The following is a 16,271-nucleotide window of genomic DNA, read 5'->3' on the forward strand; positions in this document are numbered from 1 at the left end:
AAACTAATGTATTGTTGCTATGAATGATCTTCCGTTGCAGAGGTTCGCGCGGCTAATGAGAGGCTTTACCCACATTTGGCTGGGTTAGGGTTGTCATTAGTCGCGAGGATGCGCAGAAGATCGTGTATTAACACCAGTGCCGTAAGGTACTGTCCAGGAAAGATAAAGGATATTACATTGCTTAATCCGATCGTTCGTAAATTCCAGTACGGCCAACACACCGTGACTCTGGAAACCGGTATGATGGCTCGTCAGGCGACTGCCGCTGTTATGGTTAGCATGGATGACACCGCGGTATTTGTTACCGTTGTGGGCCAGAAAAAAGCCAAACCAGGTCAGGACTTCTTCCCACTGACCGTTAACTATCAGGAGCGTACCTACGCTGCTGGTCGTATCCCGGGTAGCTTCTTCCGTCGTGAAGGCCGCCCAAGCGAAGGCGAAACCCTGATCGCGCGTCTGATTGACCGCCCGATTCGCCCGCTGTTCCCGGAAGGCTTCGTCAACGAAGTTCAGGTTATCGCCACCGTGGTTTCTGTTAACCCGCAGGTTAACCCGGATATCGTTGCGATGATTGGTGCTTCTGCAGCGCTGTCTCTGTCTGGTATTCCGTTCAATGGTCCGATTGGTGCTGCCCGCGTAGGTTACATCAATGACCAGTACGTACTGAACCCGACTCAGGACGAGCTGAAAGAGAGCAAGCTGGACCTGGTTGTTGCGGGTACTGAAGCCGCTGTACTGATGGTTGAATCTGAAGCTGAACTGCTGAGCGAAGACCAGATGCTGGGCGCAGTAGTGTTCGGTCATGAACAACAGCAGGTTGTTATTCAGAACATCAATGAACTGGTGAAAGAAGCCGGTAAGCCGCGTTGGGACTGGCAGCCGGAGCCGGTAAACGAAGCGCTGAACGCACGCGTTGCTGCGCTGGCTGAAGCTCGTCTGAGCGATGCTTACCGCATCACTGACAAACAAGAGCGTTATGCGCAGGTTGATGTCATCAAATCTGAAACCATCGCGACGCTGCTTGCTGAAGATGAAACCCTGGACGAAAACGAACTGGGTGAAATTCTGCACGCTATCGAGAAAAACGTTGTTCGTAGCCGCGTACTGGCAGGCGAACCGCGTATCGACGGTCGTGAAAAAGATATGATCCGTGGTCTGGATGTGCGTACTGGCGTGCTGCCGCGTACTCACGGTTCTGCGCTGTTCACCCGTGGTGAAACGCAGGCGCTGGTTACCGCAACGCTGGGTACTGCACGTGACGCGCAAGTTCTTGATGAACTGATGGGCGAACGTACTGACACCTTCCTGTTCCACTACAACTTCCCTCCGTACTCCGTAGGCGAAACTGGCATGGTCGGTTCTCCGAAGCGTCGTGAAATTGGTCATGGTCGTCTGGCGAAGCGCGGCGTGCTGGCAGTAATGCCGGATATGGACAAATTCCCGTACACCGTACGTGTGGTGTCTGAAATCACCGAATCCAACGGTTCCTCTTCTATGGCTTCTGTGTGCGGCGCGTCTCTGGCGTTGATGGACGCCGGTGTGCCAATCAAAGCCGCTGTTGCCGGTATCGCAATGGGTCTGGTGAAAGAAGGCGACAACTACGTTGTACTGTCTGACATTCTGGGTGACGAAGATCATCTGGGCGATATGGACTTCAAAGTTGCGGGCTCCCGCGACGGTATTTCTGCACTACAGATGGATATCAAAATTGAAGGTATCACCAAAGAGATCATGCAGGTTGCGCTCAACCAGGCTAAAGGTGCGCGTCTGCACATCCTGGGCGTAATGGAACAGGCGATAAACGCGCCGCGCGGCGATATCTCTGAGTTCGCTCCGCGTATCCATACCATCAAGATCAACCCGGACAAGATCAAAGACGTTATCGGTAAAGGCGGTTCTGTTATCCGTGCCCTGACCGAAGAAACTGGCACCACCATCGAAATCGAAGATGACGGTACTGTGAAGATCGCAGCGACCGACGGCGAGAAAGCGAAACACGCTATTCGTCGTATCGAAGAAATCACCGCAGAAATCGAAGTGGGCCGCGTCTACAATGGTAAAGTGACCCGTATCGTTGACTTTGGTGCATTTGTTGCCATCGGCGGCGGTAAAGAAGGTCTGGTACATATCTCTCAAATCGCTGACAAACGCGTTGAGAAGGTGACCGATTACCTGCAAATGGGCCAGGAAGTACCGGTGAAAGTTCTGGAAGTTGATCGCCAGGGCCGCATCCGTCTGAGCATTAAAGAAGCGACTGAGCAGTCTCAACCTGCTGCAGCACCGGAAGCTCCGGCTGCTGAACTGGGCGAGTAAGGTTGCCATTTGCCCTCCGCTGCGGCGGGGGGCTTTTAACCGGGCAGGACGCCTTGTTAGCAACCGGGAACAGGACGTTCATTCAACCGTGGTCTTCGGGAGTGGGAAATGAAGCCTTTTTTGCGCTGGTGTTTCGTTGCGACAGCACTTACGCTTGCAGGATGCAGTAATACTTCCTGGCGTAAAAGTGAAGTCCTCGCGGTACCATTGCAACCGACTTTACAGCAGGAAGTGATTCTGGCACGTATGGAACAAATCCTTGCCAGTCGGGCTTTAACCGATGACGAACGCGCACAGCTTTTATATGAGCGCGGAGTGTTGTATGATAGTCTTGGTCTGAGGGCATTAGCGCGTAACGATTTTTCGCAAGCGCTGGCAATCCGACCGGATATGCCTGAAGTATTCAATTACTTAGGCATATATTTAACGCAGGCAGGCAATTTTGATGCTGCCTATGAAGCGTTTGATTCTGTACTTGAGCTTGATCCAACTTACAACTACGCGCACTTGAATCGCGGGATTGCATTATATTACGGCGGTCGTGACAAGTTAGCGCAAGATGATCTGCTGGCGTTTTATCAAGACGATCCCAATGATCCTTTCCGTAGTCTGTGGCTTTATCTCGCCGAGCAGAAGCTCGATGAGAAGCAGGCTAAAGAAGTGTTGAAACAGCACTTCGAAAAATCGGACAAGGAACAGTGGGGATGGAACATTGTCGAGTTCTACCTGGGCAACATTAGCGAACAAACGTTAATGGAAAGGCTCAAGGCGGACGCAACGGATAACACCTCGCTCGCTGAGCATCTCAGTGAAACCAACTTCTATTTAGGTAAGTACTACCTAAGTCTGGGGGATTTGGACAGCGCCACGGCACTGTTCAAACTGGCGGTTGCCAACAACGTTCATAACTTTGTTGAGCACCGATACGCATTGTTGGAATTATCGCTCCTGGGCCAGGACCAAGATGACCTGGCAGAATCGGACCAGCAATAGCTGACGTACACATCAGCCCGTAATCTTTTTTGATTGCCATCACCTTAACGGGTGAGGGCGTTGTTGTTCGTTAATACACCTACTTTGAGCCGGTTCACACTTTTCAATGAAAATTGCTGATCAATTTCATGATGAGTTATGTAGACTGGCCGCCATTAATTTTGAGGCACACGTACTACATGGCTGAATTCGAAACCACTTTTGCAGATCTGGGCCTGAAGGCTCCTATCCTTGAAGCCCTTAACGATCTGGGTTACGAAAAACCATCTCCAATTCAGGCAGAGTGTATCCCGCACTTGCTGAATGGCCGCGACGTTCTGGGGATGGCCCAGACGGGGAGCGGAAAAACTGCAGCATTCTCTTTACCTCTGCTGCAGAATCTTGATCCTGAGCTGAAAGCACCACAGATTCTGGTGCTGGCACCGACCCGCGAACTGGCGGTACAGGTTGCTGAAGCAATGACGGATTTCTCTAAACACATGCGCGGCGTAAACGTGGTTGCCCTGTACGGCGGCCAGCGTTATGACGTGCAATTACGCGCCCTGCGTCAGGGGCCTCAGATCGTTGTCGGTACTCCGGGCCGTCTGCTGGACCACCTGAAACGTGGCACTCTGGACCTCTCTAAACTGAGCGGTCTGGTTCTGGATGAAGCTGACGAAATGCTGCGCATGGGCTTCATCGAAGACGTTGAAACCATTATGGCGCAGATCCCGGAAGGTCATCAGACCGCTCTGTTCTCTGCAACTATGCCGGAAGCGATTCGTCGCATTACCCGCCGCTTTATGAAAGAGCCGCAGGAAGTGCGCATTCAGTCCAGCGTGACTACCCGTCCTGACATCAGCCAGAGCTACTGGACTGTCTGGGGTATGCGTAAAAACGAAGCACTGGTACGTTTCCTGGAAGCGGAAGATTTTGATGCGGCGATTATTTTCGTACGTACCAAAAACGCGACTCTGGAAGTGGCAGAAGCCCTTGAGCGTAATGGCTACAACAGCGCCGCGCTGAACGGTGACATGAACCAGGCGCTGCGTGAGCAGACTCTGGAGCGCCTGAAAGATGGTCGTCTGGACATCTTGATTGCGACCGACGTTGCGGCCCGTGGCCTGGATGTTGAGCGTATCAGCCTGGTCGTAAACTACGATATCCCGATGGATTCTGAGTCTTACGTTCACCGTATCGGTCGTACCGGTCGTGCGGGTCGTGCGGGTCGTGCGCTGCTGTTCGTTGAGAACCGCGAGCGTCGTCTGCTGCGCAACATCGAACGCACAATGAAGCTGACAATTCCGGAAGTTGAACTGCCGAACGCAGAACTGCTGGGCAAACGCCGTCTGGAAAAATTCGCCGCTAAAGTACAGCAGCAGCTGGAAAGCAGCGATCTGGATCAATACCGTGCACTGCTGAGCAAAATTCAGCCGACTGCCGAAGGTGAAGAGCTGGATCTCGAAACGCTGGCCGCCGCACTGCTGAAAATGGCACAAGGTGAACGTACTCTGATTGTTCCACCAGATGCGCCGATGCGTCCGAAACGTGAATTCCGTGACCGTGATGACCGTGGTCCGCGCGATCGTAACGACCGTGGCCCGCGTGGCGACCGTGAAGATCGTCCGCGTCGTGAACGTCGTGATGTTGGCGATATGCAGCTGTATCGTATTGAAGTGGGTCGTGATGATGGTGTTGAAGTTCGTCATATCGTTGGCGCGATTGCTAACGAAGGTGACATCAGCAGCCGTTACATCGGTAACATCAAGCTGTTTGCTTCTCACTCCACTATCGAACTGCCGAAAGGTATGCCGGGTGAAGTACTGCAACACTTTACGCGTACTCGCATTCTCAACAAGCCGATGAACATGCAGTTACTGGGCGATGCACAGCCGCATACCGGCGGTGAGCGTCGTGGCGGTGGTCGTGGTTTTGGTGGCGAACGTCGTGAAGGCGGTCGTAACTTCAGCGGTGAACGCCGTGAAGGTGGTCGTGGTGATGGTCGTCGTTTTAGCGGCGAACGCCGTGAAGGCCGCGCACCGCGTCGTGATGACTCTACCGGTCGTCGTCGCTTCGGTGGCGATGCGTAATCATCGCTGAATAGCGAACACAATCTGTAAAATAATATATACAGCCCCGATTTTAACAATCGGGGCTTTTTTTCTGTCCTTTGTACTCATGTACTGGTACAGTGCAATGCATAACAACGCAGTCGCACTATTTTTCACTGGAGAGAAGCCCTCATGGCAACACTAACCACCACCCAAACATCACCGTCGCTGCTTGGCGGCGTGGTGATTATCGGCGGCACCATTATTGGTGCAGGGATGTTTTCTCTGCCAGTGGTCATGGCAGGTAGCTGGTTCTTCTGGTCAATGGCGGCGTTGATCTTTACCTGGTTCTGTATGTTGCACTCCGGCTTGATGATTCTGGAAGCTAACCTGAATTACCGAATCGGTTCGAGTTTTGACACCATCACCAAAGATTTGCTGGGCAAAGGCTGGAACGTGGTCAACGGCATTTCCATTGCCTTTGTGCTCTATATCCTGACTTACGCCTATATTTCTGCCAGCGGTTCGATTCTGCATCATACCTTCGTAGAGATGTCGCTAAACGTGCCTGCACGGGCGGCGGGATTTGCTTTTGCACTGCTAGTAGCGTTCGTGGTGTGGTTGAGCACCAAAGCTGTCAGCCGCATGACGGCGATTGTGCTGGGGGCGAAAGTCATTACCTTCTTCCTCACTTTCGGTAGTCTGCTGGGACATGTGCAGCCTGCGATATTGTTCAATGTTGCACAAAGCAATGCGTCTTATGCACCGTATCTGTTGATGACGCTGCCGTTCTGTCTGGCATCGTTTGGTTATCACGGTAACGTGCCGAGCCTGATGAAGTATTATGGCAAAGATCCGAAAACCATCGTGAAATGTCTGGTGTACGGTACGCTGATGGCGTTGGCGCTGTATACCATTTGGTTGCTGGCAACGATGGGCAACATCCCTCGTCCGGAGTTCATCGGCATCGCAGAGAAAGGCGGCAATATTGATGTACTGGTACAGGCGTTAAGTGGCGTACTGAACAGCCGTAGTCTGGACCTTCTGCTGGTCGTGTTCTCAAACTTTGCCGTAGCGAGTTCGTTCCTTGGCGTTACGCTGGGTTTGTTTGACTATCTGGCAGATCTGTTTGGTTTCGATGACTCAGCAGTGGGCCGCTTGAAAACGGCGTTGCTGACCTTTGCTCCACCTGTCGCGGGGGGGCTGTTGTTCCCGAACGGATTTCTGTACGCCATTGGTTATGCTGGCTTAGCGGCTACCATCTGGGCGGCAATTGTTCCGGCGCTGTTGGCCCGCGCATCGCGTAAACGCTTTGGCAGCCCGAAATTCCGCGTCTGGGGTGGCAAGCCGATGATTGCACTGATTCTGGTATTTGGTGTCGGCAACGCACTGGTGCATATTTTATCGAGTTTTAATTTGCTGCCAGTGTATCAGTAATCAGCGGTGCCTTATCCGACATTTCTGCTGCCTACACAATGCCTGATGCGCTTCGCTTATCAGGCCTACGTAGGACAGCGTTGCCAGCGCGGATAAGGCTAAAACACACTATCCCAACAACTCTTTCTTCACGTCCATCGCCAGTTCAAACGAACGCAGACGCAGCACATGCAACTCAAATTATGACGAGCATATTTGCTTAGGCTTGCAGTTCCAGCCCCGCCAGCCGCCGCCAGTAGCCGTTACAATCGCTGTTTGCCGTCAATGGTAGCGGCGCAGCGCCATTTTCATTAGCGCGGAAGGCGTCGAGCATAGCAAAAGTGTCAGTACCCTGCGGTGACAGGCGGACCACATCAACCAGCCCCTGCATGGATGCCAGCTCGTTACCGAGATTGTAAGCGTAGCCGCTCATGGTCTGAATGCCATTGAGCACGAACACTTGCTGGTTCTCCTGCGACAGCACGTTGCGCCCGTTTGGATACTTAATGCAGCAGGTTTCGCACTCATCTTTCGGGCGGTCTTCCGAACGCGCAGTAAAGCAGCGAGCTGACCAGGCCAGCGGCAGATGACCGTAGCTCAATACTTCTACTTCAAACTGGTTGCGAATGCCCAGTTCATCGCACTGATTAAGTAGATTCACCAGCCAGTCGCGGGAAAGTTCCACCGGCATACACCAGCGCATCATGCCCTGTTTAAGCAATATTTTCAGCGTCACCGCGTTGTAGCAGTTTAGCGCGTGCCCGGCGACGAACGGCAGTTTGCGTTCAGCGCACATATTCACCACGCCGAGATCGCTGGCTTCAATCAGAAACTCGCCGTTCTCAACATAGCGTTTCAGTTCGCCCAGTTCGGAAGATGCCTGCACTAGCGCCAGCGTGGAGAGCACAATCTGCTTGCCACTTCCGGCGAGCGATTTTGCCATCTCCAGCCAGTCGTCAACTTTGGTTGCCCGACGCTTGCTGCATACCGCTTCACCAAGATAAATCACGTCGGCGCTGCTGGCAGCGGCCTGTTGATAAAAATCTTCCAGCGTCTCTTTTGGCCAGTACCATAGCACTGGCCCTAAGGAATATTTCATTGCTTTTCTCACTGCCATTTACGGTGATACGCGCCAAGGGTAGTCTGCGTGCCTTCGGACATCGACCCGAGTGTCTCCATCCACGCGCTTTGCGGTATGAAGTTTTGCGGATCGGCCTTACAACGGTCGATAGCCTGACGCCAGACTTTCGCCACCTGGCTGACATACGCCGGGCTACGCTGGCGGCCTTCAATTTTCACCGAAGCAATCTTCGCCGCCATTAACTCCGGCAGCAGCTCAAGGGTATTGAGACTGGTGGGTTCTTCCAGTGCGTGATAGCGCTCGCCGTCCACCAGATAACGCCCTTTACACAGCGTCGGATAACCTGCGTTTTCGCCATCCTGATAACGGTCGATCAGCACTTCGTTCAGGCGGGATTCCAGCCCCTGCGGCGTTTGCTGCCAGCGCACGAAACGGGCCGGAGAACACGCACCTACAGTGTTGGGCGACTCACCTGTCAGATACGACGACAGATAGCAACGGCCTTCCGACATAATGCACAGGCTGCCGAAAGCGAACACTTCCAGCGGTACAGGGGTGACTCGTGCCAGTTGTTTCACCTGATGAATCGACAACACGCGCGGCAGCACCACGCGGGCAACGTCAAAATGGCGATGATAAAAGTTAATCGCCTCTTCATTGGTTGCCGAAGCCTGCACTGACACATGACGCTCAATATGCGGGTAACGCTCGGCGGCGTACTCCAGCATGGCGAGGTCGGCGAGGATCAGTGCGTCGGCACCCAGCTGTGCCGCCATATCCACGGCGCGCTGCCAGCGGGCGTAACCGTCCGGATGCGCAAACGTGTTAATTGCGATGTGAAGTTTGCGGCGATGTTGGTGGACAAAACTCACCGCTTCCTGCAATTTTTTCTCGGTAAAGTTAAGGCCGGCGAAGTGACGGGCATTGGTATCATCTTTTAGCCCGATATAAACAGCATCTGCGCCGTTTTCGATGGCCGCCTTAAGCGCCGGGAGATTTCCGGCAGGGCAGAGCAGCTCCATAATTTTTCCTGAAGGTTGCGCTATCAAAGCGCAAAAATGTTAACGAACTGGGATTTTAGTTAACCCTGCTGCGACAATTTTTGATTTAAGGCAGTTAAAGTTGTATTGGTGGTAGCAGCAATTTCATATGGAATTGTTGATTTATGCCGCTATGTTATTTTTCTGATATGGCAAAATAGGATGATTGTTGAAACAGGGAGTAAAACTCGTGTTGGATAAACTGCGTTCCCGTATTGTGCATTTGGGGCCATCTCTGTTGAGTGTACCGGTAAAACTGACGCCATTTGCGCTAAAACGCCAGGTTCTTGAGCAGGTCTTAAGCTGGCAATTCCACCAGGCGCTGGATGATGGCGAGCTGGAGTTTCTTGAAGGCCGCTGGTTAAGTATTCATGTGCGTGATATTGACCTGCAATGGTTTACCTCGGTGGTGAATGGCAAACTGGTTGTCAGCCAGAACGCGCAAGCTGATGTGAGTTTTAGTGCCGACGCCAGCGATCTGCTGATGATTGCGGCGCGTAAACAAGATCCGGATACGCTCTTCTTCCAGCGTCGGCTGGTGATTGAAGGCGATACGGAGCTGGGGCTGTATGTGAAAAACCTGATGGACGCCATTGAGCTGGAGCAAATGCCGAAAGCCTTACGCATGATGCTGCAGCAACTGGCGGATTTTGTTGAGGCGGGAATGAAAACCGCGCCTGAAACCAAACAGACATCGGTAGGTGAGCCATGCTAATTCGAGTAGAAATTCCCATTGATGCACCGGGTATTGATGCCCTGCTGCGTCGTTCATTCGAAAGTGATGCGGAAGCGAAGCTGGTCCACGCTCTGCGTGAAGATGGCTTTCTGACGCTGGGGTTGGTGGCGACAGATGACGAAGGTCAGGTCATTGGTTATGTGGCGTTTAGTCCGGTTGATGTGCAGGGCGAAGACCTGCAATGGGTCGGCATGGCACCACTGGTGGTAGATGAAAAATACCGTGGACAGGGGCTGGCACGCCAACTGGTCTATGAAGGACTCGATTCGCTTAATGAGTTCGGCTATGCCGCAGTAGTAACGCTGGGCGATCCGGCGCTGTACAGCCGTTTTGGCTTTGAACTGGCGGCGCATCACGATCTGCGTTGCCGCTGGCCGGGTACTGAAAGCGCCTTCCAGGTACATCGTTTAGCGGATGACGCGCTGAATGGCGTAACGGGTCTGGTTGAGTATCACGAGCATTTCAATCGCTTTTAATCTTCGGGGATTGCAGGCTGCTCAACAGTTCTGCAAACCCTGCGCCTTCTGCGACCAGTCGCTCTTTTTGCCTTTTTGTCAGTTGCTTGACGCGATATTCTGCCCGTAACGCCAGCGAACGATCGCCAACTGGTGCGGAAAACGCCAGCGTCAGTTCTCCTTTCCCGCGCAGTGCTTTCGCGCCTTTGCCGCTTTGATGTTGCTGATAGCGGCGTTCGACATCTGTGGTAATCCCGGTATAAAGCTTATTATCGGCAGTGCGGATCAAGTAAAGAAACCAGGGGGTCATCGTCTGTGTCGCATGTTAAGGTCAGGCCAACAGTATAAAAGAGAACAGCAATGGAAACACTCACCGCCATCAGCCGTTGGCTGGCAAAACAACATGTTGTCACCTGGTGTGTGCAGCAGGAAGGGGAACTCTGGTGCGCCAATGCCTTTTATCTTTTTGATGCGCAGAAAGTTGCCTTCTACATTTTGACGGAAGAAAAAACGCGCCATGCGCAGATGAGCGGGCCGCAGGCGGCTGTTGCCGGAACGGTAAACGGTCAGCCGAAAACGGTAACGTTAATTCGCGGTGTGCAGTTTAAAGGCGAGATCCGCAGGCTGGAAGGTGAGAAAAGCGACCTCGCGCGCAAGGCGTACAACCGTCGCTTTCCGATTGCCAGAATGCTGTCGGCACCGGTTTGGGAAATCCGGCTTGATGAAATCAAATTTACCGACAACACGCTGGGCTTTGGTAAAAAAATGATTTGGTTACGTCACTCAGGCACCGAGCAGGCGTAACGCCTCGCGGTTAAACGCTGGCAGATCGTCCGGCTGGTAATCAGCTGATCTTTATCGACCACCATTTCCTGATCGTAAAATTCTGCACCGCGCCACTGGTGGATGCGGCGTGAACGCCTTATCCACCCTACATGTACATTCCGTAGGCCGGATAAGGCGCGGCAAGCGCCGCATCCGGCATTGGCACCGCTTCACTGGTGGATGCGGCGTGAACGCCTTATCCACCCTACATGTACGTTCCGTAGGCCGGATAAGACGCGGCAAGCGCCGCATCCGGCATTTGCACCGCGCCACTGGTGGATGCGGCGTAAACGCCTTATCCACCCTACGTGTGCTTTCCTGTAGGCCGGATAAGGCGCGACAAGCGCCGCATCCGGCATTTGTACCGCGCCACTGGTGGATGCGGCGTAAACGCCTTATCCACCCTACATGTGCAATCCCGTAGGCCTGATAAGGCGCGGCAAGCGCTGCATCCGGCATTTGCACCGCTTCACTGGTGGATGCGGCGTAAACGCCTTATCCACCCTACGTGTGCTTTCCTGTAGGCCGGATAAGACGCGGCAAGCGCTGCATCCGGCATTTGCACCGCTTCACTGGTGGATGCGGCGTAAACGCCTTATCCACCCTACGTGTGCTTTCCTGTAGGCCGGATAAGACGCGGCAAGCGTCGCATCCGGCATTTGCACCGCGCCACTGGTGGATGCGGCGTAAACGCCTTATCCACCCTACATGCACGTTCCGTAGGCCGGATAAGACGCGGCAAGCGTCGCATCCGGCATCTGCACTGCTTCACTGGTGGATGCGGCGTAAACGCCTTATCCACCCTACGGTTGTGTTGCGGTAGGCCTGATAAGACGCGACAAGCGTCGCATCAGGCATTACAAGGGCTGCTATTTAATAAACGTAAACGCCGTGGTTACACGCTTCACGCCGCTCACCCGGCTGGCAATATCTGCCGCCGCTTTCGCTTCACGTTCAGTCACCAGCCCCATCAGGAACACTTCACCATTTTCGGTGGTCACTTTCACGTTGGACGATTTCACCTGATCGCTGGTTAAAAGCTGCGAGCGCACTTTGGTGGTGATCCACGTATCGTTAGACGCTTCGCCCAGACCAATCGGCTGGCCCTGACGAATCTCGTTATACACTTCGTTGGCACCGTCTACGCCCATAGCAATCTGTTTGGCGCGAGCCGAAAGTTCAGCGTTTGGTGACTGTCCAACCAGCAGCACTTTGCCCTGATAGGCTGTTACATTAATACGTGCTTCTTTCTTAATTTGTTCGTCTTTCGACAATGCGCTGTTCACGCGCACTTCCAGGGTACTATCGTCCACCTGGGTGCCGACACTGCGTGGGTCAGTTGCGGCTTTAGTACCCACAGCAGCAGTACCTACTACGGCGGCGGCAACACAACCTTGCAACAGTAGCGCGGAAATAAGGACTGCGATTGGCGATAATGCCTTCATGTATTCTCCTTAATCATCCTGGTGAGGGAAAAGCGTGTTATCGATCAGATCGCACAGGCAATTTACCGTCAGCATATGCATTTCCTGAATGCGAGCACTACGATGAGAAGGAATGCGGATTTCCACGTCCTGTGGCCCTAACAAGCCTGCAAGTTCACCGCCGTCATAGCCAGTTAATGCCACAATGGTCATATCACGCGTAACGGCAGCCTCTACCGCTTTTACAATATCGCGGCTGTTGCCACGGGTGGAAATGGCTAACAATACATCTCCCGCATGCCCCAGCGCCCGCACCTGTTTTGCATACACTTCATCATGTAAGCGATCGTTGGCAATCGCCGTTAAGACAACATTATCAGTATTTAGTGCAATGGCAGGTAAGCTGGGCCGCTCCGTTTCGAAACGGTTGATCATGCTGGCAGCAAAATGCTGTGCGTTGGCAGCGGAAGTTCCATTACCACAACAGAGGATTTTGTTGCCATTGAGCAGAGACTGAACCAGCGTCATGGCTGCACGGGAGATGGCATCCGGAAGCGCCTCTGCTGCCGCAATTTGAGTTTGAATGCTTTCAGTGAAGCAAGCTTTAATTCTTTCTTGCACGCTAATCCTTAAACCTTAACTATGAGTGGTCATTAAAGGCATCCTTAATCCACTCAACCTCATTCCCGGTGAAGGCTACCACATCAAACCGGCAATCCACAGTATCAAAACTCCCATTATGACGCGCGAGCCACAAGCGGGCAGTCTGTAATAATTTGTGTTGTTTGCTGCGGGTCACACTGGCTGCCGCACCGCCATAAAGCGCAGAGCGGCGGTAGCGTACCTCGACAAAAACCGTTGTCCGGCCTTCACGCATTATCAGATCGATCTCGCCGCCACGCGTGTTCACGTTAGCGGCGATAAACCGCAGTCCTTTGCCTTCCAGCCAGCGACGCGCTTGTGCTTCCCACGCATCGCCGGTCTGTTTGGGGGTTAACTGGCGGGGACTACCTGACCTTGTTGGTACTGTAGCCATGATAACTTCCTGTTAATCACGCAATCCGGGGTTGCCGTCAGGCTTCCGGTATTACCGTTGATTTCAAAACCCTGAACCTGGCGCATTTGTGAGAAATGGTTTGCCAGCGACCAGGCATCAACGCCCATCGCATACATGCGAGCCAGCGAATAATCGTTGTTCACCGCACTGAGCGCTTGCTGCATTAACGACAGATTACCGCCTGCCAGCATCGGGATTTCGCTGTACTGTAAGCCTTCCATCTCCAGTCGGAAATCCGGGCCTGCGATGCCCTGTGCGCTGCGGGAGCTGGCATACAACGTTGCGCCACTATGGCTACCGTTACGCATGGCGATCATCGGTTTGATAAAAGCGATTTCCCCTGGCGTTGCCACAATGTACACCGCATCGACACGACCGCCATTATTGCTGAACTGGTCATCGGTTGGTGTGGTTTGCAGGGTTGGGTTACTCGTTGCCGCGCCAGAATCGACCGTCATGCTGATGGCTATCGGGCTGCCCGTTAACGCAATCCCTGAACCGCCATTCACGCCCGCGCGTAATTCATTGGTGGAGCCAAATTTCTGCTGTAAAACAGTACTGCCGCCCAGTTTCTGCCACTCCTGCGCAAACGCATTGGCTACGCGATCGCCCAACGCATTACGCGGGATCAGCACCAGCGGCGCTTGTTTACCCTGGTCACGAATATGACGCGCCGCATCGCGCGCTTCATCTTCTGGCGACAGCGCGAAGTAACAGATATTTGCACGGTTTTCGATATTTTCCGGCTGATTCAGTGCCAGAATGTTCAGCGGGGTGTTGCTCTTCAGCAACTCCTCAACGTTATTTTTCAGCAGCGGGCCGACCACAATACTTGCGCCATCCTGCTGAACCTGGCTTAAAATCTGGCTAAGTGGTTGTGATGAGGTATCGTAGATTTTCAGCTCTGCGGAGGGATTCGCGGGTGCGCTTACCGTTGCGGTGCTTGTCGCCGGGGCGCTGATAGGCATCGGCTGGGCTGCAGGCTGATCGCCCGTCAGATCGCTAACTGAGGCTTGTGCCGGGCTGGCAACGCCATCCACGGTTTGCGGCTGAGGTTGTTCCGCTACGTCCGCAGTAGGTGCGACAGCTACCTGAGGCGCCACTGGCTGAGTGCCGATATTTTTCGCCGCTTCAAAGCCTTGCTGAATAGTGCGGCCAAATACCGCAGCCTGGCCATTCAGTGGCAACAGCAGGGCGATTTTGTTGGTTGATGCTGGTTTAAACGCTTTTACGTTAACCAACTGCGTTGGCAGCATTTTTGCGCCTGGGTTGTTTGGATAACGTTTCTGCCAGTCGGCGATCCCGGCTTTCATCATGTCGGGATCGTTACGGTTATCAAACCAGACGCGTTGTAGATCCAGCCAGCCTTGCAGAATATTTTCGTCGGCATTGATCACCAGCGTATTCGCCTGTTCCTGAGTCATGGAGGAGAGGGCCTGCCAGGTGGCGTCAATATTCTGCTGCTTTTCTTTCGCGCCGAGTAGCGGTTCCTGAGTAATTAACGCGCGCAGTAAATCAATGGAAGGGCGCCCCTGGTTGGCATCGATTTTCGCCTGCCAGTAACGCGCCTGCTGGTTTTGGTCTAAATCGGCCGGGGTGAGTTTTGTCAGCAAGGCTTGTGCGCCAGTAAAATCGTTCTGCGCCAGTTTAATTTCTACCGCCAGCAGTGTTTTCTCGCGATGCTGAGAATCGTTCAGTTCTTGCGGCAGTTGGTTAAACAACTCCACCGCCTGCCCGGTTTTACCTTCTTTCACCAGTGCACGAATGGCGAGTAATTGCCAGTTGGTCTTGCTATCATCAGCGCTTTGCTGCATCTGCTGAAGATAAAAGGCAGAATCAGCCTGCGCCGTGCCCTGCATATAAGCAGTGGACTGATCAGACGTATGGGTGCCACAACCGGCGAAAATCAGGGCTGCCAGGACAACAGGCAAACAACGCGCGGCTTTCAAACGAGAAAATGTTGGGGGTACCATAATGTATCCAGTGATATTTTTTACGCAATGTTCAATATTAAATCGGCAATACGGACGACACAATGAAACAGCATCAATCGGCAGATAATTCTCAAGGTCAGCTTTATATTGTACCGACGCCAATCGGCAATCTGAAAGACATCACCCAGCGTGCGCTGGAGGTGCTACAGACCGTAGATCTTATCGCTGCCGAGGATACTCGTCACACCGGTTTATTGCTGCAACATTTTGGGATTAATGCCCGATTGTTTGCCTTACACGATCACAATGAACAACAAAAAGCCGAAACGCTGCTGGCGAAGCTGCAAGAAGGGCAAAACATTGCGCTGGTTTCCGATGCCGGTACGCCGCTGATTAACGATCCCGGCTATCACCTGGTGCGCACTTGCCGTGAAGCGGGCATCCGCGTTGTACCGCTGCCTGGCCCGTGCGCGGCGATTGCTGCGCTGAGTGCCGCCGGTCTGCCGTCCGATCGCTTCTGCTATGAGGGTTTCCTGCCCGCGAAATCAAAAGGCCGCCGCGATGCGCTAAAAGCGATTGAAGAAGAAACGCGCACCCTGATTTTTTATGAGTCCACCCATCGTCTGCTGGAGAGCCTGGAAGATATGGTGGCGGTTTTAGGCGAATCCCGCTATGTGGTGCTGGCGCGCGAGCTGACCAAAACCTGGGAATCCATCTACGGTGCGCCAGTAGGTGAACTGCTGGCATGGGTAAAAGAAGATGAAAACCGGCGCAAAGGTGAAATGGTGCTAATTGTCGAGGGCCACAAAGCGCAGGAAGATGACTTACCCGCCGATGCGTTGCGCACGCTGGCGTTGCTGCAAGCCGAGCTGCCGCTGAAAAAAGCGGCGGCGCTGGCCGCAGAAATTCACGGTGTGAAGAAGAATGCGTTGTATAAATACGCGCTGGAGCAACAGGGGTAACCCTG

Annotated in this window: 16 protein-coding genes and 1 pseudogene; 9 read left to right on the plus strand and 8 right to left on the minus strand. The window is 53.4% G+C overall.

Annotation, left to right across the window (positions count from 1 at the left end):
• The first annotated feature begins 177 nt into the window (after nt 1–177).
• From pnp to mtr, 5 genes are all read left to right on the plus strand, one after another.
• Nucleotides 178–2,313 carry a polyribonucleotide nucleotidyltransferase gene (pnp, locus tag A7090_RS07950; RefSeq protein ID WP_105273603.1) on the plus strand — a complete coding sequence of 712 codons (2,136 nt, stop codon included), beginning with the start codon at nt 178–180 and terminating at the stop codon, nt 2,311–2,313.
• Between the two features lie 108 nt (nt 2,314–2,421).
• Entirely contained in the window at nt 2,422–3,306 is an 885-nt protein-coding gene (nlpI, locus tag A7090_RS07955; protein ID WP_000802080.1) for a lipoprotein NlpI, read from the plus strand.
• A 106-nt stretch (nt 3,307–3,412) separates the two neighbouring features.
• The gene (yrbN, locus tag A7090_RS07960; protein ID WP_010723222.1) at nt 3,413–3,493 is read left to right on the plus strand and encodes a protein YrbN; all 81 of its coding nucleotides are present in this window, start codon (nt 3,413–3,415) and stop codon (nt 3,491–3,493) included.
• Nucleotides 3,486–5,375 carry an ATP-dependent RNA helicase DeaD gene (gene deaD / locus A7090_RS07965; protein ID WP_001295553.1) on the plus strand — a complete coding sequence of 630 codons (1,890 nt, stop codon included), beginning with the start codon at nt 3,486–3,488 and terminating at the stop codon, nt 5,373–5,375. Before yrbN ends, deaD begins: the two co-directional genes overlap by 8 nt.
• 153 nt (nt 5,376–5,528) lie before the next feature.
• On the plus strand, nt 5,529–6,773 hold the full coding sequence (gene mtr / locus A7090_RS07970; RefSeq protein WP_105273604.1) for a tryptophan permease: 1,245 nt from the start codon (nt 5,529–5,531) through the stop codon (nt 6,771–6,773).
• Between the two features lie 199 nt (nt 6,774–6,972).
• On the opposite strand, the gene A7090_RS07975 is transcribed toward mtr, so the two are convergent.
• Nucleotides 6,973–7,851 (minus strand): U32 family peptidase, encoded by an 879-nt coding sequence (locus tag A7090_RS07975; protein WP_105273605.1) that lies wholly within the window; start codon nt 7,849–7,851, stop codon nt 6,973–6,975.
• Between the two features lie 8 nt (nt 7,852–7,859).
• On the minus strand, nt 7,860–8,855 hold the full coding sequence (gene ubiU / locus A7090_RS07980) for a ubiquinone anaerobic biosynthesis protein UbiU (protein ID WP_105273606.1): 996 nt from the start codon (nt 8,853–8,855) through the stop codon (nt 7,860–7,862).
• Nucleotides 8,856–9,063: 208 nt separating this feature from the next.
• Here ubiU and ubiT point away from each other — a divergent pair, with 208 nt between their 5' ends.
• Nucleotides 9,064–9,588: a ubiquinone anaerobic biosynthesis accessory factor UbiT gene (ubiT, locus tag A7090_RS07985; RefSeq protein WP_105273607.1), complete on the plus strand. Its 525-nt coding sequence runs from the start codon at nt 9,064–9,066 to the stop codon at nt 9,586–9,588.
• Nucleotides 9,582–10,085 (plus strand): GNAT family N-acetyltransferase, encoded by a 504-nt coding sequence (locus tag A7090_RS07990; RefSeq protein ID WP_105273608.1) that lies wholly within the window; start codon nt 9,582–9,584, stop codon nt 10,083–10,085. Before ubiT ends, A7090_RS07990 begins: the two co-directional genes overlap by 7 nt.
• On the opposite strand, the gene yhbQ is transcribed toward A7090_RS07990, so the two are convergent.
• Entirely contained in the window at nt 10,072–10,374 is a 303-nt protein-coding gene (yhbQ, locus tag A7090_RS07995) for a DNA damage response exodeoxyribonuclease YhbQ (RefSeq protein ID WP_105273609.1), read from the minus strand. The genes A7090_RS07990 and yhbQ overlap by 14 nt on opposite strands.
• Nucleotides 10,375–10,424: 50 nt before the next feature.
• On the opposite strand from yhbQ, the gene A7090_RS08000 reads away from it, so the two are divergent.
• Nucleotides 10,425–10,868: a YhbP family protein gene (locus A7090_RS08000; protein ID WP_105273610.1), complete on the plus strand. Its 444-nt coding sequence runs from the start codon at nt 10,425–10,427 to the stop codon at nt 10,866–10,868.
• Here the strand turns inward: A7090_RS08000 and A7090_RS08005 are convergent.
• From A7090_RS08005 to A7090_RS08025, 5 genes and pseudogenes are all read right to left on the minus strand, one after another.
• Nucleotides 10,848–10,957, minus strand: a pseudogene (locus tag A7090_RS08005) (protease); the annotation flags it as partial. The gene A7090_RS08000 and the pseudogene A7090_RS08005 overlap by 21 nt on opposite strands.
• 801 nt (nt 10,958–11,758) lie before the next feature.
• Complete coding sequence (gene dolP / locus A7090_RS08010; RefSeq protein WP_105273611.1) at nt 11,759–12,334, minus strand: division/outer membrane stress-associated lipid-binding lipoprotein; 576 nt, start codon at nt 12,332–12,334, stop codon at nt 11,759–11,761.
• Between the two features lie 9 nt (nt 12,335–12,343).
• Complete coding sequence (gene diaA, locus A7090_RS08015) at nt 12,344–12,934, minus strand: DnaA initiator-associating protein DiaA (protein ID WP_001158034.1); 591 nt, start codon at nt 12,932–12,934, stop codon at nt 12,344–12,346.
• Nucleotides 12,935–12,953: 19 nt separating this feature from the next.
• Nucleotides 12,954–13,349, minus strand: coding sequence for a YraN family protein (locus A7090_RS08020; RefSeq protein ID WP_105273612.1), 396 nt, complete (start codon nt 13,347–13,349; stop codon nt 12,954–12,956).
• Nucleotides 13,307–15,343 carry a penicillin-binding protein activator gene (locus A7090_RS08025; RefSeq protein ID WP_105273613.1) on the minus strand — a complete coding sequence of 679 codons (2,037 nt, stop codon included), beginning with the start codon at nt 15,341–15,343 and terminating at the stop codon, nt 13,307–13,309. Before A7090_RS08025 ends, A7090_RS08020 begins: the two co-directional genes overlap by 43 nt.
• Nucleotides 15,344–15,405: 62 nt before the next feature.
• Between A7090_RS08025 and rsmI the strand changes: the two genes are divergently transcribed.
• On the plus strand, nt 15,406–16,266 hold the full coding sequence (gene rsmI, locus A7090_RS08035; protein WP_105273614.1) for a 16S rRNA (cytidine(1402)-2'-O)-methyltransferase: 861 nt from the start codon (nt 15,406–15,408) through the stop codon (nt 16,264–16,266).
• The last annotated feature ends 5 nt before the right edge of the window (nt 16,267–16,271 follow it).

It is taken from the genome of Escherichia sp. MOD1-EC7003 (genome assembly GCF_002965065.1).
Taxonomy (GTDB): Bacteria; Pseudomonadota; Gammaproteobacteria; order Enterobacterales; family Enterobacteriaceae; genus Escherichia.